Raw genomic sequence first — 20815 nt, 5'->3', positions numbered from 1 at the left:
GTCATGGGATGAGCACCTCGCCGGTGTCGGCGGGGTCGGGGCCGGCGACACCGGCGGCGACGAGCACCCGGTCGTCGGGCAGTTCGACGACGGTGTGGGCGGAACGGCCTCGGAGCAGGCCCGAAACCGTCGTCCAGGTGTCGTGGTCCGGGGTGTAGAGAAGGGCGGAGCGGTAGCCCGCAGTCCGTTCCGGGGTGCCCGTACCGCCGGTCACCAGGACGAACCCGGAGCTCAGCAGCAGTGCCCGGTGCCCGGTGCGCCCGCCACCCGGCATCGGCGCCGCCGCGCGCCACGTGCCGCCCTTCGGGTCGTACCGCTCGGCCGTGGCGAGGCTGTGGGGGTCGAGCGTGCCGTCGGGCGCGACGACCGCGTCGCCGCCGGTGACCAGGACCGTGCCGTCCGGCAGCAGCGTCGCCTGGTGGCCCGTGCGGGCCTGGGCGAGGCTGCCGGTGACGCCCCAGTCCTCCTGCGTCCGGTCGAACACCTCGCAGTAGGCGAGTTGCCCGCTCCGGCCGTTCCCGCGCGGGAGGGCGCCCCCGACGACCAGGACGTTGCCGTCCTGCAGCAGAACGGCCTGGTGGTCGGTGCGCGCGTCGGTCATCGGCGGCAGCGGCGCCCAGGTACCGGTGCCGGGGTCGAACGCTTCGCAGGCGGTGAGGGCGCCGTCGTCCTGGCCGGTCCGCACGCCGCTGCCGCCCGCGACCAGCACCCGGCCGCCGCGCAGCTTGGTCGCCGAATGCCCGTGCCGGGCGACGCCCAGGTCCGCCACCGGCGTCCACGCGCTCGCGGCCGGATCGGTCACCTCGGCCGTCGCGAGCACGGCGTCCGTGCCGCGGCCGCCGGCCGTGAGCACCCGCCCGTCGTCGAGCCGGGTGGTGGTGTGCCGGCGGCGGGCGGTGCCCAGTGCCGGGCCGGTGGCCCACGAGTCGGCGGTCGGGTCGAACAAGGTGGTCGCGGCGACGGCGCCGCCGTCCTGGCCGGTCCCGCCGGCGAGCAGCACGCGACCGGTGGCCAGCGGCACCGCGTCCACAGTGGACATCGGAGCCGGCAGGACGCCCGCGGGGGACCAGGTGCCCGGGACGCCGGGAGTGCCCACCGCTTCGGCCGCGGGGATCACGTGCAGCAGGCCGGCCAACCCCCGATCTGCGGCGACGAAGTCGGCGAGCGCGTCTTCGGCGGTCGCCCGGCTGCGGAACGTCGTCACGGTGGCCCGGCCCGGCCGCGCGATCGAGCCGGGCGGGAACGCCTGCCGGTTGCTCTTGAGGTAGGCGACCACGAACCGCTGCTCGGTGACGCGGACCGTGTCCTGCGCGGCGAACGGCTGTTTCTGCGCGGCCTGCCGGGCCGACAGCGCGGCTCGGCTGGTGCTGCTGCCGCGGGTGAGTTCGTCGAACACCGGTCCGCTGACGCTGTGGAACCGCTTCTGCGGCACGGCCAGCCTGGTCGCCCGCGGAGTGGCGGCACTGTCGATCAGGTGCAGTTCGTAACGGGCGCTGCGGCGGACGACCCGGGCGGTCGCGAGGGCGGTGTCGGCGGTCAGCTCCAGGCCGGCGTCCTGGGTTTCGTAGGAGGGGCGCGAGAGCGCGGCGGCGTCGGACAGGGTCTGGAACTGCCCCATCGCGAACCGGTCGCCGGTGAACGATGCGCGCTTCAGCCCGCTGTCGTCCACCGGGTTGACGGTGAACCGCTTGCCGTCACCGGCCTTCTGCCCGCCGACGCGGTCCAGCCGGACGCCCAAGGGCAGGGCGCGCTGCCGGACGAACAGCGTCCCGAGCGGATGCAGCACGATCTCGGCGGTCTCGGGCAGCTGCCGGAGGTTGACCAGCGTGCGGTTGTCCCCGGAAGGCAGCCGGGTGTCCCAGCCTTCGAGCTTGCCGATTTCGTTGGTCAGCAACGGAAGCACGGCCACCGGGGGCAGGGTGGTGTCGCGGTCCTCACCCCAGGTGATGTCGAAGTTGGCGGAGACGGAGAAGAACAGGAAGCCGATCGACCCCCGGCCGTGCGCCCGCCACGGCGCCGGACCTTCGAGCTGGAAGTCGAGGTCGATGCCGAACGCGCCGACCCCGAACGCCTTCAGCGTCACGTGGGCGCCGATGTGGATCGCGAACCGGAACGGGGACAGCTGGAACAGGGCGTCGAACCCGAGGTGCCCCTCGACGCGGAACGCGCTGAACCCCAGCCGCAGTTCGGCTTTGGCGCCGAATTGGACGGTGTTGCTCGTGACGGCGAAGTAGCCCGAGACGCGGATCAGCTGGTTGTTGCGGTTCAGGATGTCGACCGACAGCCGGTCGGGGATCGGGAACGGCAACGGCGGTGGCCGGTAGGCGGGGTGGAAACCGCCGACCGTCAGCACCAAGTCGGGGTTGTCACCCCAGGCGACCAGCACCCCCATGCCACCGTCGATGGTCATGGTCAGGATGCGCGAGTCGAAGAGCTTCGCGAAGAACCACAGCCGGGACTTGTCCAGCTCGAGGGCGCCGACGAACTGGGCCTGCACCACCAGCAGCGGATCGTCCTCGGTGGGCAACGCGGCCTTCAGGACGCCGAGCACCGCGATGTTGCCCGGGATCTCGATGATCACCCCGAGCGAGATGCTCACGAGCGTCGGCGTGCCCCAGCCGATCTTGGCCATCGGCCCGATCAGGAACGTGCCCGGTTCGGGCGGGAAGAACCGTGCCAGGTCGGACAGGATCCGCGGCGCGTTGGCGACTACGTCCTTCGGGAAGGCGACCGACTCGATCGAGCCGGTGCGGACGCCTTCGACCAGGGCTGCCAGGTTCATCCCGCGGTTGAGCCCGATGAGGCCGCCGACGGATAGGAGCCGGAAGCCGTAGCCCAGCTGGATGCCGCTGCCGAACTCGGCGGTGAGGACCATCAGCAGGGAGAAGCCCGGCGAGCCGTCCGGCTGGCGCGTCGTGATCAGCCCGATCGCCTTCAGCGCGAGGAAGTCCGCGAACTCGAGCTCCAGCGAGCCGGAGTACTCCCCGCGTTCCGGATCGAACGAGAGGGTGCCGCCACCGGAGATCCCGCCCGCGTCGACCGACAGACCTACTCCGGTGGGCGGCTTGAACCCGACGGAGAAGTCGGCGAGGCCCAGGCTGCCGCCGCTCGGGGCCTGCTTCAGGCGCAGCACGGCACCGGTTCGCGCGACCGCCGCGAAGACCGGGCCGAGCTGGGCGGTGATCGAGCCCGACGCCTCGAACGTGACACCGCCGGCCGCCAGCAGCAGCGCCAGGTGCAGGCCGGTGAGGGTCACCGGCCCGGCGCTGAGGTCGACCGGCACGTCCACTTCGGCGCCGCCGGATCCCTTGAAGCGCAACCCGGTCGCGGACGACCAGGTCAGCACGAAGTCGACGTCGAACTCGAGCTTGCCGGCGGGCAGGAGCGTGCTGATGAAGCCGTCCGCGTCCGACAGGTCCAGCACGACCTTGCCGCCCTCGACGGCGGCTTCGAACACGAGCGCGCCGTCGGCCCGCCGCTCGGTGGGGTTCCACACGAGATCCGCGCCGACCGTCGCACGCAGGCGCCGCGCTTCGATCCGTGAACCACCCGCCGTGCCCAGGACGACGATCGGCGGCGCCCCGTCGGCGTAGGGCGCCTGCAGGCCCAGCCGGATCCCGCCGCGCACCTCGGCCGTCGGCGGGACGACCCGGAGCTGTGCCGGTGGCAGCAGTTCGACGGCGGCCTTCTCCTCCAGCGCCGCGTCGGACGTCACGACGAACGCGACCGTGTCCCCGATCGGGATGGTCAGGTCCAGGCTCTCGTCGGTGGCGAGGCGCAGCTGCGCGTCGACGCCGGGGACGGGATCGTCGGTGACGCCGACGTCGACCGCGGCGATGCGCAGGAACGGCGGCGGGCCGGTCTGCACGAAGGCGAAGTCCGTGACCGCGACGAGGAAGATCGAGAGCCGCCGCAGCAGCAGGTCCCAGTCGAACTCCGGGCTGCCCCAGGCGTAGACGTCGGCGAGCACGCCGACCGGGTCGCGCAGCAGCGCGGTCACCCGGTCCACGCGCAGCACGCGGCGGACGTGCGCGGGTGCCGCGGGAGTCGCGGCCAGCGGCGTCGACTCGAGGATCCCGAGCAGGCCCAGCAGGTACCCGGCGACGGGCTTGCGGTCCTCGAGGTAGGTGATCAGCGCGAAGCCGAACAGCCGCTGCGCCAGCTCGGCGGCGAACGCCTCGACCTCGGCCCGGCCCGGTCCCGCCGTCCGCGCTGCCGCCGTGATCGCGGTCGACACCACGTCGACGGCCGTGGCGACCGACCTGACGATCGGCACCACGGCGGCCACCGCCGCGGTGATCCGGGCGGTGTCACGGGCGTCGATCGCCGCGGCCAGGTCCGTCACCACCCGCGGCAGGGTGCTCAGCGCGGTCGCGGCGCCGCCGACGGCGTTCTGCACGGCCTGCGCGCCGAGCACGACGTCCGGCGCGGGCAGCCCGATCTCGGCGAACAGGAGCGGGATTTCGGCCCCACGCAAGCGTTGTTCGAGCGGGGCGAACGCCCGCCCGATTTCGAGCAACAGGGTTTCGACGGTCAGTGCCATCCGGTGCCTCCGACTGACTCGGTGCGGGAGTCGTTCATGTCATGCGCCCGTGACGACGAGGGCGTAACCCTGCTTGCCGAAGACGACGGTGCCGCTGACGGTGATGGTCCACGGACCGGTGAACGGCTTGTCGACGACAATCATCTGGACGTTGTTGAGCCGGTCCTGGGTGCCGGTCCCGCCTTCACGGGACACCCCGGCCACGGTGTCGAAGTCGTTGCCCAGGTACTGGAGCCCGAGCGCGTCCTGGGCGGTCAGCTTGAGGACGTTGCGTGAGGGCTGGGCGGCCAGCGCGGCAGCGGGTGGATCCGTCCACACGAGCGTGATCTTGAGCCGTTCGTGGTCATTGCCGACGAAGAAGCGTTGCGTGGCCTTCGTCCCCAGCGACAGCCCGGCGCTGTGCCGCACGTCGTTCACCAGCAGCCGGCGATTGCGGCCGTCCTTGAAGAAGAGGGTGCGGTCGAGCTGGATCTGCCCCCAGCCTTCGACGTCGGACGGGTAGCCCGGGATGCCGGTCATGTTGGTGGTCGAGTTGAGCAACACGGCCCTGATCAGGGCGCCGGTCGGGATCATGTGGTGGTCACCCCGTTTCTCGCCGCCGGGGTACCACCCCTCGGTGAAGTACTGGCGTACGAGGCTGGCGGCCGCGGCCGCGTTGGGCGTCGCCCAGCTCGTGGCCGCCAGGTCTGGGTTCTTGAAGTAGGGACCGGCGTCGCAGTAGAGGGCGGTCGAGTTCTTCTTCAGGGACGCCGACTGGATGCCGTTGCCCACCGCCATGAGGTCGGGTTTGCGCCGCCCGTCGGTGGTCGGCCCGGGTTTCCCGCTGCCGAAGGTCATCTGGTCGGGCGGACCTTGGGACGCGGCCACACACAGCACGTTCTTGGCGATCCCGGGTGCGCCGTTGCCGGCGGCGTGGTCGTTGGTGTTCGCCGCGGCGGCGATCACCACGTGCTCCTCGTTGCCGAAGCTGAACGTGTCGGCGTCGACGGCGTCGACGTTGTACGCCGGGATACCGCCGGCCCAGCTGTTGGTGTGGACGAACGCTCCCGCATTCTTGAGCCGGTCGAGGATCAGCTGGAACTTGACCGAAACCGCACCGGCCATGTCGTTCAAGCTGTAGCAGGCGATCTTGGCCGCCCATGCGCCACCGCGGTGCTCGTGGACGCCGCCCTTGCCGTTCTTGTCGAGGGAGTCGCCCGCGGCGATACCGGCGACGAACATGAAGTGCGGCGAAGGCCCGATGTCGTTCTGGTCGAACTTGGCGAGGACCTTGCGGTGGTCTTCGTCGGCCTTGGCGTGGTCGGGATCGTTGAAGAAGCAGTGGTTCAGGTCGAGGAACCCCTCGTCGATGAGTCCGAGGACCTGCCCCTCTCCGTGCAGTTCGTGGTCCCAGATGGGGGTGGCGTTCAAGCCGGCGACGCCCGACTGGAAGACCTGGGCCGAGGGGAGGTCGGTGACCTCGCGCTCCGGGACCGGCTCGACCAGGACGACGTCGCCGATGGCCGCGACCTGTGGCAGCTTGGCCCGGTCGTCGAGGGTGAAGTCGGCGTACTGGCTGCCGCCGAAGGACCGGTTGTCGGTGAGCACGACGTCGCGCGCGCCGAGTGCGGTCAGCGCGGCCGAGACGGCGGCGGCGTCCGCGTCGTCGAACAGGGTCGCGATCAGGGTCAGCGGTGTGCCGCTCGTGGGGATCCAGGAGGCGAGCTTCAACGCCGGGTCGAGCGGGACGCACGTGCGCACCAGGAAGTCGGCACGCACCCTCGCGGCGGTCTCGTCGTCGAGCCGTTCGAGGAACGAGAAGTTCGGGATGAACCGGTCGAGGCGCACGCCGTACGCCGTCTTCAGCCGGACGACGTCGGGCTCGTTCGGGGACGCCCGGAACTGCACCAGCGTCGCCCTCTTGGCCGACACGAGGGCCTCCGGCACCAGCACGTCGGCGGGGTCGAACGGCTCCGGGCCGATCCATACGCGGAAGTCGGTCATTTCAACGCTCCTGACACTACGAGTGCGTAGCCTTGCTGCCCGAAGATCAGGTCCCCGTGGAGCGAGATGGCCCACTTGCCGGCCGGCGGATGCTCGACGATGACCATCTGGACGTTGTTGCGGAGGTCTGCCCCACTGGACGTAGCTGGTGCGAACGGCCGGGAAAACCCGGTGGTCCGGTCGATGTCGTTGCCGAGGTACCGGATTCCCGTGGGGTCCTCCACGTCCAGCCGGATGGCGTTGCGCGAGGGCAGGGTGTGCAGGGACTCGGCCGGTGGGACGTCCGTCCACACCAGCGTGATCTTGAGCGCTTCGGTGTCGTTGGCGACGGACACCTGCCGGGTCGTCTTCTGCAGGAGTGTCAGGCCGGCGATGTGCCGCACGTCGTTGACGAACAGGCGACGAGCACTGCCGGGAAAGGAGAGGGTGCGATCGAGCCGGATGCGTCCCCAGCCCTCGAGGGCTGTCGGGTAGCCCTTGAGGCTGGCAAAGGCGGTGCCGGTACCGGTCATGTCGACGGTCGAGTTGAGCAGCACGGCCCGGATCAGCGCGCCGGTCGGGAACATGATCTGGTCCGTCTGCTTCTTCCCGCTGGGGTAGAACCCCTCGGTGAAGTACTGGCGCGCGAGCGCGGCCGCGGCCGCGGCGTTCGGCGCCGCCCAGCTCGTGCCGCACGCGGCGAACACCTGCGGCGGACCGGTCAGGCAGTAGGGACCCGGCGTCGGCGCGGGGTTCGGCAGCGCCGAGCTGATGCCACAGCCCACGGCCATGAGATCGGGCTTGCGACGCCCGTCGGGGGTGGTCGGGCCGGGCTGCCCGTCACCGAAGTTCATCTCGAAGGGGAACGCTTCGGCCGCCCCGACGCAGAGGACGTTCTTGGCGATCCCGGGCGGTCTGTTGTCGTCCGGTCCGTGGAAAGGCGCGGCGGCGCCGACGACCACGTGGTCCTCGTGGCGGAAGCTGAATTCGTCCGCGTCCCGCGCGAGCTTGTCGTAGAACGGTTTTTCGACTCCCCAGCTGGTGTTGTGGATCGTGGCTCCCGCGTTCATCCCGTCGACGAGCATGGTCACGAGGTCGGTGTCCCGGGTGCGGAAGACGATCTTGGCCGCCCACGCCCCGCCCCGGTGCGGGTGCGCTCCCTGGTTGGTGAGTTGGTCGCCCGCCGCGATCCCCGCGACGAACATGCTGTGCTCGCTCACCTTGGTGCCGGCCTTCGAGGTGAGCTTGAGAACCTTGCGGTGGAGCGGGCCGGGGATGTTCACCGGGTTGTCGGCGAAGAAGCAGTGGCTCAGGTCGATCGTGCCGTCCTGCTCGATGATGTCGATCACCTGGCCCTCACCGTGCAGGCCCTGGTCCCAGATCGGGCCGCCGTGCTCGCCGACCGTGCCGGACTGGATCGTCTGCGCCGCTTCCACGTTGAAGTCCACAGCGGGCTGCTCCGGTTCCACCCAGACGACATCGTCGACGGCAGCGACCAGGGGCAGCACCGACCGGTCGTCGAGCGTGCACCGCGCGATGGGATGGCTGCCGATCTCCCGGTTGTCGAGGACCTGGACATCCTGGGCGCCGGCCGTGGTCAACACCGTCCGCACGGCGCCGGCGTCCACGTCGTCGAACAGGGTCACGATCAAAGCGAGCGGCGAGCCGGTGGCGGGGATCCACGGAGCGAGCTTCAGCGCCGGATCCAGCGCGACGCACGACCGGACGAGGAAGTCGGCCCGCACCCGTGCGACGGTCTCGTCGTCGAGCCGTTCGAGGTAGGCCAGGTTCGGGATGAACCGGTCGAGGACCAGGCCGTACGCGCGCTTCAAGCGGACGACGTCGGGGCCGGTCAACGCGGCGGTGAACTGGACGACCGTCGCCTTCTTGCCCGCCGCGAGCGCGCCGGGTGCCACGTCGACGGGATCGAACGGTTCCGGGCCGATCAGAAGGCGGAAATCCTGCTGCTGGGTCACGGTATGAGCACCTCACTGCGTCGGACCGGGGTGACGGCGTCGGGGCTCGGCACGGTGTCGACCTGCTTCACGCCGGGACCGCCGAGGTGCGCGAGCCGCACGTGCGTGGACCAGGACGGGGCGCAGACGGCGGTGCCGTCGGCGTGCTGCCCGGCGGCCGTGGCCGTCACCTTGGTGTCCGGCGGCAAGGGCTGGTCCTGCGTGAGCGTCTCGCCGGTGAGGTCGTCGACGCGCAGGAGCCGGACGAGCTCCGGCGACGAGAGACCGGGTGTCAGGTGGAGGTCGGTGGCGGCGGTGTCCGCCCACTTCAGCCGGACGATGGTCATGGTTCCCCCGGGTTTTCGGTTGCCGGGCCCACTGTTGCCGCGACGGTCGACAACTCGTCGACAACCCGTCGACAGCTTGACGAAGCCGCTCCGGCGTATCTGGTGGGGCGGCCAGTTCACCTGAAGGGCGTGAGGCCGGACTCTGCGCGCGAACCGGACGCCGGCTACGCGGACGGGCCGTGGTTCCAGGTGCTGGGCCCCTTCGAACTTCGAGTGCGCGACCGGGCCCTGGAACTCGGCGGGTTCCGCATCCGCACGCTCCTCGCGCTGCTCACGGCGAACGCCGGCCGCAGGCGCGCACTGGCGACCGAGCCGTCGGCCGCGGCCGAGCACCTGACCGCCGCGCTAGCGGTGTGGCGCGGGGACGCCTACGCCGAGTTCCCCCAGCTGCGTGCCGAGGCGACGCGGCTGCACGGGCTGCGCCTCGGCGCGATCGAGGACCGCGTCGACGCCGAGCTCACCACCGGCGCGGGGCCGGTGGAGGAGCTCACCGGGCGCCCTGTACCGGGCTGTCCAAGATCCGGGGCGAGGTGGACGTCGGTCTCATTCAGCCGGCGATCACGCATGTCCGCGACTTCGAGCCGGTGATCACCGCGGTCGGCGACCGGCTCGCCGGTGAAGCCGCAGCGGCCGGGTCCGGGCGACCGAGAACCTGCACGTGTGTCGGCCGGTCGCGCCCGAGATCGCCGGGGCCGGCCCGAAGCTGTCCGAGTGACGGAGACGCGGGTTTCCTGTAGGGATTTCCCTGACGCGCAGATGCGGGCGCGGCTATAACGTCGGTCAGGCCGTCGACGCCGGTGAGGGGGATACCGCCGGTTGTCAGCAATCGCTTCGCCGCGAGCGGTGACCCGCGTCCAAGCAATCAAAAAAAAGGGGAGTCGGATATGACGTCGAGCACGGTCCGGGGACAGCAGAAGAGCGCAAGCCGGCTCCACCAAGATTTCGTGGTGGAGCGCATGGACACCTTCGCCAACTCGCAGCGCCCGATCCCCACCCGCGTCACGATGGTCCTGACCGCCGGTGAGGATCAGCTCTTCCTGGACCAGCTGCCGATTCCGTGTGACTCGTGGGCCTACGACGCGCACGACCGGGTGCTGACCTGGCACGGCGCCTTCGGCGGCGGTCACCTGCGGCTGAGCCACGATGGGTCCGGCGCGCATGGCACCGTCGGTCCCGAACACGATCTCTGCTCGGTGACCGCCGGCGCCCGGGCACGGTTCGCCTGCGACGTCGCGCTCGACTGCGGCGCCACCTACGAAACGTCGGGTGGCGCGGTCGTCGGCCTGCTCTGGGACCCGAAGTCGCCGGCCTGGGAGGCCGCCCGCTGGGTCGCCAACCGGCTGCTGCTGACCTACACCGTCACGCCGGGCGGTCCCCTCCAGCCGCCCACGTTCACCTTCGAATTCCAGGACAACGAGACCGGCGCTCTCCCGTGGGACCCGGACTCGTTTGCGGCGGGGCTCCAGCTCGGGCAGCGTGACGGCAAACTCGTGTGGCTGCTGAGCTTCAAGTCGACGATCCCCCCGAACCGGGACAAGGGACCGCGGCCCCCCACCGGACCGGACACCGTGTACCCCTGGTGGCTGGAAGCGGTGGAGGACTCGGCGGCTCTCGGCATCACCGGCGTCCTCGAGATCGACAGCGTCGCACCCAAAGGCACGCTCGTGGGCTTCCGCGGCGTGCACGCCGGCCCGGCGCTCACCGGGTACTACCGGGCGACCGCGGACGCCACACCGTTCGGCGTCTTCGACGGCCGGCTGACCATCGGCGGCGAGCCGGTCCCGGGCGCCGCTGTGATCGGGGACCGGCTGGAGTGGACCGACCTCGACCCGGCGCACCAGCGGCGCACTGGCCTGCCGGCGAACGGAAGCCTGCAGGTCGACGGCGACTGGCTCGCGGGGGAGGTGGTCCGCGCGGCCCGGCTCAGCACCAGGGATGCCCTGGCGGCGATTTCCCTGCACCGGGACGTGCACCTCGAGCTGCACCGCAAGTCCGTCGAGCTGGCCGAAGCACTCGCCAGCCAGACCGTCGACATCTACGGTCTGCTCGCGATGACGCCGTACGGGAAGAACGCCGACGGCGCTTGGGGCGACGTCGTCCAGGCCGCGGTGACCGGCGACCTCGGCACCATGATGAACAGCTTCATCCCGAGCGACCTGTGGGACCGGCTGTTCCCCGGGACCCCCCAGCCGAAGCTCACCGGGCAGCTCGCGGAGGTGGCCGGGAGCGCGGTCACCGGAGTGCCTGAACCGGCCAAGTGGTATGAGTCGCTCGCGACCGCTGTGCTGTCCTTCGGGCTGTCGGAAGGGTCGGAAGACCACTGCCGCTACCTGAACGGTCCGAGGGCGATGACCTGGCTGAAGACCGAGGTGGCCAGATCGCCGGTCTACCACGCGCACGGGCAGCGGCTGTTCGGCATCGAATGGCAGAAGCGGTGCTCGATGACCGCCGACTACCTGTCCGACCAGACCACGAACGCCAAGACCTACCAGGCCACGATCGACGCGGCGGTGGCGGCCGACATCGCCGACATCAAGGCGAACGTCGTGGCCGATGCCGGCGCCACCGGTGATGTCAAGGCCGAGCTCATCGCCGACGTCCGGAGCGCTGGGCAGTACGCGAGTACCAAGAACCTGTACTGGGCGTTCGCCTTCTACACCTACAACGTGGCGCCCGGCATCCTCGCCAACATCTCGCTGCAGATGTCGGTCAACACCGGGTCGGGTGACGGAACCGGTCTGACCCGGCTGTTCCAGCAGAACGTGGCTGTGCTGACTGCCCTGGACCCCTCGGGGTTCTTCGCGCAGCGCTATGTGGGCACGCTCAACGCCTTCCTGGCCACGAACATCCTGCCGAGCATGTTCGGCTTCCTCGGTGAGGCCACGAGCTTCGACCTCGTCAAGGAGTACCTGCAGGCCTTCGTCGACAACAACCTGCGCAACGAGGACGAGCAGATCGCCGAGGCCGCCAAGTCCATCGGCGCCATCCTGCAGCAGGAGAACGCCGACCGGCTGCTGCACGACTCGATCGACGCGCTGTTGGCGATCGCCGTCACGGTGCAGGACGCCCTGGCGCTGCCCTACATCGCCAACGAGTGGTTCACCTGGTTCTCGGGCAAGTTCCCGAAGCTGGTGTCGGTGGGCCAGGTGTTCGGTTCGGCCCTGATCGGCGGGATCACGGGGCTGGCCGTGTTCAACCTGCTCGGCGCGTTCAAGAGCTGGGACCAGCTGAGCAAGCTCCAGCGGGCCACCCTCGTCATCAACACGGTCCAGCTGGGCCTGCAGATCGTGTCGGCGGTGGTCAAGCGGGGCGTCCGCATCTACGCGATCTTCAACGTGAACGGGATGACGAAGCTCCAGCGGGCCGCGGCCGTGCGGGACATCGTCATGAAGGGCGAGACCGGACAGCTGGACCAGGGGCTGCTCAAGATCGGGAACTCGACGGCGCGCTGGCTCGGGGACGTGGAGGGCACCGTCGGCAAGCTGGCCACCGCCGACGGGGGCAACCTGACCGCGGTCCTCGTCACCGAGGCCACCGCCGAGGCCGAGGAGGCCTCGCTCGTCGCGAAGGTGTTCGGCTCGAACCTCGACGAATTCGTCGCGACCCGCATCGGGCCGGTCTTCATCCTGGCCGGGATCTGCCTGAGCATCGCGCACCTGGCCGAGGGGGAGTCGGGCCTCGCTGTCGTCTCGGACGCCCTGAACGTCGTCAGCGGATCGCTGATGCTCTTCGCGCTCTCCGGCGAGTGGCTGGTCGCTGGGGGTGCGATCGTGGCGGACGGCGCGCTGGCGACGATCTTCGCCTTCGCCGGCCCCCTGGCGATCCTCGTGGCGCTCGCGGGCATCGGCGTGCTGCTCTACCAGCTGTTCAAGAAGGTGCCCGACATGATCGAGGACTTCGTCAACGACTACGCGGAGCCGGCGGGTTTCCGGGTCGGGGGCAGGAACCGGAGCCTGGACTACGCCGTCCCGTACCGGAACCCGGATCGGGGATCGCTGGTGATGATCGGGAGCACGCTGTCGGTGAACGGCGATACACTGCGAGCAGAGCGGGACGGCTCGATCCGGTTCGGTGCCGGCACGACGTTGCCGGAGTGCGTGTGGCAGGTGACCACCGATGCGTTCGGGATGAGCACCGTCTTCACCGTGCTGCAACCCGACCCGGCGAAACCGCCGGTCGTGCGCTACCTGAGCCTGATGGACGACCGGACGGTCTCGTTCCAGCCGAAGATGCCGAGTCCGCGGGAGCCCCGTGACCTGCCGCCGTACGTGCTGACCCAGGCCTGGCTCGGCGTGCCCCGGGGCAAGGCCGAGCTGACCGGCGACGAGAAGTTCCTGATCTCGCTCGCCCTGAAGCTCGGCGCGGTGCTGCCCGACGAAAATGGGCACTACAACCCCGCGATCGAGAAGGTGTCCTTGTGGCTGGCGCGCGGGAAGACCGGGCTCGTGGCGACCGACCTGCCCACCCCGCCGGTCATCATCGTCCCCGAGCCGGGGTCCGTCTTCACCCTCACCATGTCCGGGATGTCGCCGAACTTCATGACCATGACCGACCTGCTCTTCCCCCTGGGCAGCACGCCGTCGCCGCAGCAGACCTTCGGCCCCGGATTCGCGGTGCTGCCGAGCACGCCGATGACCTTCCGCCACGACGGTGACGCTTTGCCGGCCTTCCTCCGCTTCGACGAGCAGACCGGGGCGATCACCCCCAACGGCCAGCAGGCGGGCAAGGAGTCCCGGACCCGCGTCAGCATCACGGCGACGAACGTCTGCGGTACCGCGGCAGCGTCCTTCGACGTCACCGTCGCGGTGCCGGCCACCCCGCTGCTCCCGGCCGGCTGACCCGGCTGACCTGGCGATCGACCGACCACCCACTCGGCGCGGAGGGGAATCATGACTTCCTACCAGCATTACCAGACGCAGTTCGCCGGATTCCTCACCGGTTCCGCACCGCGATCCGGGCCGGCCCCCAGCCTGTTGCCGAACCTCCGGCTGTTGCTGGACTCGATGCCCTACTTCGGCGATCCCGAGGTCGAGTCGGCCCACCGCGGCGCCCTCGGCACGGTGCTGCAGGTCGCCACGGCCAACGAACCGATCGCGTCGCAGCCGCCGGACGGCGGCATGGGCTACTACATCACCTGCTCCTACGAGGGCCCGTTCGCCGGGTACGCGGACGCGTTCTTCCCGAAGAGGGCGGTGACCGGCGCGTCGGCGGCGGTCACCGCCGCGGTCCGGCAGCAGGAACCCGGGCTCGGTCTGCGGTGGTGGCAGGACTACGCGCTGGCCGTGCTCACCGATGCGGCACGGCAGGCCGCGGCGGTGCCACTGGACACCGGCAAGCTGTCCGCGGACATGGCGACGATGAACACCCAGTTCCTCCCCGCTCTCACGGCAAGCTACCTGGCGACCTTGCGGAACGCGTACGAGCCGACCGCGTCCGCGCTGCGGGCCCTGGCGGCGGCTGGGCAGCTTCCCGAGGCCTGCTCGCAGCTCAGTGACGAGCTGGCCGCGGGGGCGATCGTCGCGAACCTCAACGGCGCCATCGGAATGGGCGGTGACAGCACGAGCGCGGCTGTGTGGTTCCTGTACAACCTGTGGGTCATCCTCAAGGCCCTGGGGTGTCCCGACGTCGACGCCGAGATCCGGGCGCTGCGTGCCGAGGGTCTGCTCGTGCCCGGCCAGGTGGGCGAGCAACGCTGGTGGAACGGCGGGTACACCACGTGGTACGCCCCACTTTCCGGAACGGACATCGTGGCGTCGACGGCGGGCGCCCTCAACGCCGGCCTGCCCGAACTGGTGCTGACCTCGTACGCGTCCAAGCCGCCGATGCCGCCGGTGCGCGCGCACGTGGGAGTGACAAACGGCTACGCCCGCAGCCTCTGCCTGTGGGGCCCGCTCAGCAGGTACCAGCCGCAGCCGAGCAGCTGTCTCGGCGCGGGCACCGGCGTGCTGATGGCCGACGGTTCGGTGAAGCCCGTCGAAGACGTCCGGATCGGTGACGAGGTGAGGTCCGACGGCGGGTCCGGAACGGTCGTGCTGGCCGAGCGACCCGGCCGGCTCGGCCGCCCGTTGTACTCGGTCAACGGCCTCAATGTGTTCGCCACCGCCGGGCACCCGTTCCGCTCGGCGGTCGGGCCGGGGCCACGGCGTCGCGCGGTCGACCCGTGGAACCTCGCGGACGCCGTGCCGACGATGATCGACGACGGCGTCGGCTCGCTCGTCGCCGAGGCCCGGCTCGCTGCCATCGGCCCGGACGGGCCAGGACCGGTGAGCGTGCGAGAGGTGACCGCGCACGAGCCGGACCCGGCCGTGGACGGTGAGGTGGTGTACGACCTCGTGGTCGCCACCGGTGACCGCGGCCACGCCTGCTACTACGTCGGCGGTCCCGGCACCTTCGTCGCCGTCGACGCGGAGTCGGCCGATCCCTTCCACGACACCGCTTCCACCCTCGCCGTGGTCGCCGCGATGGATGCCGCGCTGGACAGCGTCCGCCGGCAGGTCCCCGACCCTCACGCGGAACTGCTCGACCTCATGGGCAACCTCGACCTGTCCGGGATCGGCGCGGCGGCCAGGGCGGCGGCGACCGACAACCCCGGGCGCTCGCAGATCCCGGGTCCCGAGTACTACCTCCACGACGGGGAGTGGGATCCACACGCGTCCGCGCTCGAAACGGACCTGATCCGCCAGTGCGGCCGGATGTTCCGGCGCCACTGCGCGACAGGCTGGCGTACGGGCACGGATCCGACGTCGGACGCTCCCTTCACCGTGTGCCTGCACGACATCGAGCTGCTGGGTGACCTCCCTGCCGTCGAGGTGCTGGACGTCGAGCTGTGCATCCGCGGGTGCACCGGCTCCGAGGACGTCGTCCAGCGGCTGAAGGCGCGGCCAGCGGGAAAGGGGCCAGGCTGGCACCTCACCCCGGACGCCGATGTCGACTTCGGGCAAAGGGGGCCGGATTCTCGGCCGGCGACCCTGGTGGGTTCCCTGTACGCCGACGAAAAACTCCTCGGCCGCTTCCGGGCGTCGCTGGCCGAAGCGTCCGAGCTGGGCGTCGTCGAGCACTTCGTGTTCGACGACGGCGGGAACGCGATCGGCCGGGTCGCGGTCGCGCAGCACTCGGCTGGGGTGGCGGACGACGTCCCGGACGGCGGAGGCAAGTCCACGGCGCGGGCCATGGCGGTGGCCGCGGGGCGGTACGTCGGCGAGATGCTGGCGGAGCAGGTGCGGACGCGTCGGTGAATTCGAAGGGTCGGTCAAACAACGTCCGAGCGAATTCCGAACTGCTAGGGTGAATTCCCTACCTGAACGCGATGTGCGCGATGTCAGGTGGCCGCAGATCGGAGTTTGCGTCCGGTGACGGAACTCGTGGAACGGGACGCCGAGGTGCGCGCCCTGAAGAGGTCGCTGGTTCGCCTAGACGCCGGTCAGGGCGGCGTGGTCGTCCTGGAGGGTGCCGCGGGCGCGGGGAAGACGGCGCTGCTGAGGCACGTTCGCGGGCTGGCGGTGGGCCGGGGTTGCACGGTGTTGTCGGCGCGTGCCGCGCAGATCGAGCGAGAGTTCGCTTTCGGCGTGGTTCGCCAGCTTTTCGAACCTGTGCTCCCTCCGGCGGCCGCCGGCCGCGCCCGGCTGTTCAGCGGCGCGGCCGGGATCACCGAAGGGCTGTTCGGCGCCGCGGACCGGGCTGTCGCGCCGGGGTCGTTGTACGCGGTGCTGAACGGTTTGTACTGGCTGCTGGTGAACCTGGCCGAACAGGCCGCGCCGGTCCTGCTGGTGGACGACGTGCAGTGGGCCGACATCCCTTCGCTGCGGTTCCTGGGCTTCCTGGCGCGACGGCTCGACTCCTTCGGCACTCTGGTCGTGATCACGACGAGATCCGCCGACCACGGCGAAGACGGGTTGGTCGACGACATCCTGACCGTGGACGAGCTCACGCTGTTGCGCCCGAAGAACCTGAGCAGGATCGCGGTGGCGGAGCTGGTCCGGCGGGAGCTGGGAACGGACGCGCACGAGGAGTTCTGTGCCGCCTGCCACGCGGTCACCGGCGGGAATCCGCTTTTCGTCCGGGAGTTGCTGCGCGTACTGGTGACCGACGGTGTGCGGCCGACCGCCGAGGGGGCCGCTTCCGTCGCGGCGGCCGGTCCGGACGCGATCCGGTGGTACGTGACGGCACGGTTGCGCCGTCAGCCACCGCCGGTGCGGGCGGTGGCACGAGCCGTCGCGGTGCTGGGCAACGACGTGGCGCTGGCGGAGGTGGCCGAGCAGGCGCGCGTGCCGGTACCGGAGGCGGCTGCTGCCGCGCAACGACTGCTTCACGAAGGAATCTTCGACCGAGCCGACCCGCCTGCCTTCATCCACGCGGTCGTGCGCGATGTCGCGCTCACCTTGATTCCGGTGCAGGATCTCGCCCAGGAGCACGAGCGGGCGGCGCAGGTGTTGCGACAGGCGGGCAAACCGGTCACCCGGGTTGCTGCCCACCTGCTGCGGACCACCCCGGCGGGCGTGCCCGACCGGGTCGGACTGCTGATCACGGCGGCCGAAGAGGCGTTCCGGCACGGGTCACCCGAGAACGCGGCGGTGTTCCTCGACCGAGCACGGGCCGAACCACCGCCGCCGGTGCAGCGCGCCGAGATCAGCCGGCTATTGGGCAACTGCCGAGCACACCACCTGGCCATCGCCGACGCCGACCACCACCTGCGGGAAGCCCTGTCACTGGCGGACGCCGGCAAACAGCGGGCGTTGTGCGCGTACAGCCTCGCGCGGTTCCGCAACGCCTGCGGTGAACCACGTGAGGCGGTTGCGCTGCTCGTGCAGGCGTTGGACGACCTGGCCGACGTCGGAGACCCCGAACTGGTGCTGGAGGTCGAGGCGGAGCTGATCGGAATGGCCCGCGCCGACCTGGCCGGGCGGGCCGAACTGCTGCGCCGGATGGACTCGTTCGGCCGCAGGCACAACCGTTCGCAGGCGGTCCTGGATTCCCAGTACGCGCTGGAGGCCGTGTTGGCCGGGCGTCCGGTCGGCGAGGCGATTTCGGCGGCCCGTGCCGCACTTGCCGGTGACGCGCTCACCCCGGAACGGTGCGGGCTGTGGGCGGCGGTGCACACCCTGCTGGTGACCGATCAGCTCGACGAGGCCGACCGGCGGATGCAGCGGGCGCTGGACACCGCGGTGGACCGTGGCCTGCTTCTGCCGATGGGCATCGTCCGCGGTTACCTGGCCCGGATCGCGTTCCTGCGCGGCGACCTGGAGCAGGCCGCGGAACACCTCGAGCTCGGTACGGCGGCCGCCCCCCGGCCGAACGTCGGATTGCCGCTGCTGCATTCGACCGGGGTCGACTTGCACCTCGAGCACGGACGGCTGCCGGAAGCGGCGGCCGCACTCGGCACCGGAGTGCTCGGCGACGACCGGCGGCCGCACTCGTCGGCGCATATGTGGCTGCTGGGTTCGCGGATACGGCTCCGTCTGGCGCAGGGAGATCACGTCCGCGCGCTGGCTGACGCTGTGCTGTGCCAGCAGTCGTACGAGCAATGGGGTACCAGTGACCTGTGGGACGTGCCGTGGCGGCTGCTGGCGGCACAGGCCCACCTGCTCGCTGCCCAACCGGTCGAAGCGTCAACGCTGATCGGCGAGCAAGTGCGGCGAGCCCGTGATTTCTCCGTGCCCCGGCACATCGCGGTCGCGCTGCGCGCCGCCGCCCGGCTCGCCGAGCCCGCGGACGCGCGGCAGTACCTGGAAGAGGCTGTCGACCTACTGCGCGACGGGCCGGCCCGGCTGGAGCTCACCCACGCACTGGCCGACCTCGGCGAGTTGCACATGCGCAGCGGCGATCGGAGCACGGCGCGCGCGACGATCCGGCGAGCCGCCGAGCTGGCCCTGGAATGCCGCGCGCAGGCACTGGCCGACCGGTTGACCGCCGGTCTCACAACGAAAGGCGGTCGCCCGCCTCGGTTGCGGGTCACGGGCGTGCCCGCGTTGACCCCGTCCGAGCGGCGGGTCGCCCGGCTGGCGGCCGACGCGTTGACCAACCGGCAGATAGCCGAGCGGTTGTACGTCACCGAGAAGACGATCGAGGCACACCTGAGCCGCGCATTCCGAAAACTCGGCGTCCGATCCCGGACACAGCTCGTCAGCCTGCTTGGCTCGGGACCCCGGTCCTGACCTGGCTGCACCGCTCATAAATGCCGCTCGCCGCCGGCCGCGGCTACTCCGGGTGCGAAGTGCTGGCTATCTTCGACTGGCTCGTCCGGCGTGACAAACCGCCGGCTGAATTGTGAAATACCGCCGGAGTTTCCGGCGCGCAGGTCGATGAATCAGCCATGAGAAAAGGAGCCCCCGGCCTTTGAGCACCCCGACCGAGCCGTACCGGACGCCGGGCGCGCATGTCTGTCCACTGTGGAATCCCCGGGCCGTTTCGTGATCGGTCGCAACCGGCACTCACCGGCCTTGACCAGCCCAAACGTCCGAGATGGCCGAAGGGGTGCGCGCGGCTCCGATCGGGCTCCGCGGCACCCCCTCGGCCTACTCCTGAAGGCTGACACGCCGACGTCAGCGGGAACGGTTCGCCCACCAGGTCTGGCCGGCTTCGGGCAGGGTGGTGATCGGGTCGTAGTAGGGGTAGCGGCGCTGCAGTGCCTCGCCGCGGTCCTCGGCGTCGGCCTTATCGACGCTGGTCAGGTAGTTCTTGGTCCAGTAGGAGATCCCCAGCTCGCGGTCGTAGTCGGCCAGCTGGTGCACCCACCGCTTCCCGACGTAGGGCACGTCGCACACGATGCGCGGGGTGGCGTACCCCGGCAGGTAGCCCATGATCGAGTGCTGCAGCTCCTGGGCCTCGTGCACGGAAACCCGCCAGTGCTCCGCGTTGGGGATCATGTCGCACATGTAGAAGTAGTACGGCAGGATGTTCGCCTCGCCCTGCAGCGCGAAGCACAGGTCCAGCAGCTGCGCGGGCGTCGCGTTGACCCCGCGCATCAGCACGCCCTGGTTGCGGACGTCGCGGACGCCGACGTTCAGCGCGGTCTGGGCCGCCTCCGCCACCAGTGGGGTCACCGACTGGGCGTGGTTCACGTGCGTGTGGATCGCCAGGTTGACGCCGCGGCGCTGGGCGGTCACCGCCACGCGCTCCAGGCCTTCGACCACCTTCGGCTGGAGCCAGTGCTGCGGCAGCGCCGCCAGGGCCTTCGTCGCCAGGCGGATGTCGCGGACGGTGTCGATGTCCATCAGGCGCATGAGGAACGACTCCAACTGCGGCCACGGCACGTTGGCCACGTCGCCGCCGGAGACGACCACGTCGCGCACGCCCGGGGTCTTCTTCAGGTACGCGATCATCGCGTCCTGGCGGTCGACCGGCTTGAGCGTCAGCTTGTGCTTCTCGACCTGCTCGGTGGAGTTGCCGACCAGGTCCATGCGGGTGCAGTGGCCGCAGTACTGGGGGCAGGTCGAGATCATCTCGGCGAGCACCTTGGTCGGGTAGCGGTGGGTCAGGCCCTCCACGACCCACATCTCGGCCTCGTGCAGCGAGTCGCGCTCCGAGTGGGGGTGACTCGGCCACGTGACGTCGCGGTCGCTCTTGACCGGGAGCATGTAGCGGCGGATCGGGTCGGCGTAGAACGCCTCGGTGACCTTCGCCGGGTCGGTGCCCGCCGTGGGCGCCATCGTGTTGAGCATCTGCGGCGGCAGCAGCATCGACATCGTCGCCAGCTCGCGCTGGTCGGCGAGCAGGTCCTCGTAGAAGCGGTCCTCCAGCAGGTCGCCCATCAGGGCGCGCAGCTGCTTGACGTTGCGGACGCAATGCACCCGCTGCCACTGGGCGTCGCGCCATTCGGCGTCGGTCACGCCGTGCCAGCCCGGGAAGCGGCGCCAGTCGGGTTCCACCAGCTCGGCGCGGGCGTACTCGTAGGGCTGGTCAAACGCGGCGGCCGGCGTCACAGGTTCCTGGGTCGCAGTCACTTTGACTCCTAGTCGTCGGAAACACGTTAAATTATCCTGTCATAACGTTCTCACGGAGTAAATCTTCCT

Annotated in this window: 9 protein-coding genes; 4 read left to right on the top strand and 5 right to left on the bottom strand. The window is 70.5% G+C overall.

Annotated features, from left to right (window positions below):
- Position 1 precedes the first annotated feature (1 nt).
- The 4 genes from AB0N03_RS06070 to AB0N03_RS06055 are packed head-to-tail and all read right to left on the bottom strand — an operon-like array spanning position 2 to position 8807.
- A complete protein-coding gene (locus AB0N03_RS06070; RefSeq protein ID WP_364366126.1) occupies positions 2-4543 on the bottom strand; it encodes a DUF6603 domain-containing protein in 4542 nt (1513 codons plus the stop codon).
- A gap of 39 nt (positions 4544-4582) precedes the next feature.
- Positions 4583-6526 (bottom strand): S8 family serine peptidase, encoded by a 1944-nt coding sequence (locus AB0N03_RS06065; RefSeq protein ID WP_364366123.1) that lies wholly within the window; start codon positions 6524-6526, stop codon positions 4583-4585.
- Positions 6523-8481 carry a S8 family serine peptidase gene (locus AB0N03_RS06060; RefSeq protein ID WP_364366120.1) on the bottom strand — a complete coding sequence of 653 codons (1959 nt, stop codon included), beginning with the start codon at positions 8479-8481 and terminating at the stop codon, positions 6523-6525. The genes AB0N03_RS06065 and AB0N03_RS06060 overlap by 4 nt, the downstream gene beginning before the upstream one ends.
- Complete coding sequence (locus AB0N03_RS06055) at positions 8478-8807, bottom strand: hypothetical protein (protein WP_364366117.1); 330 nt, start codon at positions 8805-8807, stop codon at positions 8478-8480. Before AB0N03_RS06055 ends, AB0N03_RS06060 begins: the two co-directional genes overlap by 4 nt.
- Before the next feature lie 129 nt (positions 8808-8936).
- Between AB0N03_RS06055 and AB0N03_RS06050 the strand changes: the two genes are divergently transcribed.
- The 4 genes from AB0N03_RS06050 to AB0N03_RS06035 all read left to right on the top strand — a co-directional run bounded on the left by AB0N03_RS06050 (position 8937) and on the right by AB0N03_RS06035 (position 18958).
- On the top strand, positions 8937-9395 hold the full coding sequence (locus tag AB0N03_RS06050; protein ID WP_364366114.1) for a BTAD domain-containing putative transcriptional regulator: 459 nt from the start codon (positions 8937-8939) through the stop codon (positions 9393-9395).
- Between the two features lie 296 nt (positions 9396-9691).
- Entirely contained in the window at positions 9692-13645 is a 3954-nt protein-coding gene (locus tag AB0N03_RS06045) for a hypothetical protein (RefSeq protein ID WP_364366111.1), read from the top strand.
- A 51-nt stretch (positions 13646-13696) separates the two neighbouring features.
- Positions 13697-16042, top strand: a complete 2346-nt coding sequence (locus AB0N03_RS06040) for a hypothetical protein (RefSeq protein WP_364366108.1) — start codon at positions 13697-13699, stop codon at positions 16040-16042.
- 114 nt (positions 16043-16156) lie between these two features.
- Complete coding sequence (locus tag AB0N03_RS06035; RefSeq protein ID WP_364366105.1) at positions 16157-18958, top strand: AAA family ATPase; 2802 nt, start codon at positions 16157-16159, stop codon at positions 18956-18958.
- A 387-nt stretch (positions 18959-19345) separates the two neighbouring features.
- On the opposite strand, the gene AB0N03_RS06030 is transcribed toward AB0N03_RS06035, so the two are convergent.
- Positions 19346-20746 (bottom strand): lysine 2,3-aminomutase, encoded by a 1401-nt coding sequence (locus AB0N03_RS06030; protein ID WP_364366102.1) that lies wholly within the window; start codon positions 20744-20746, stop codon positions 19346-19348.
- Positions 20747-20815: the final 69 nt, after the last annotated feature.

Source organism: Amycolatopsis sp. NPDC051061 (assembly GCF_040682935.1).
GTDB lineage: Bacteria > Actinomycetota > Actinomycetes > Mycobacteriales > Pseudonocardiaceae > Amycolatopsis.
Note: the sequence above shows the minus strand (reverse complement) of the source record. Positions and strands in the feature narration are given on the sequence as shown.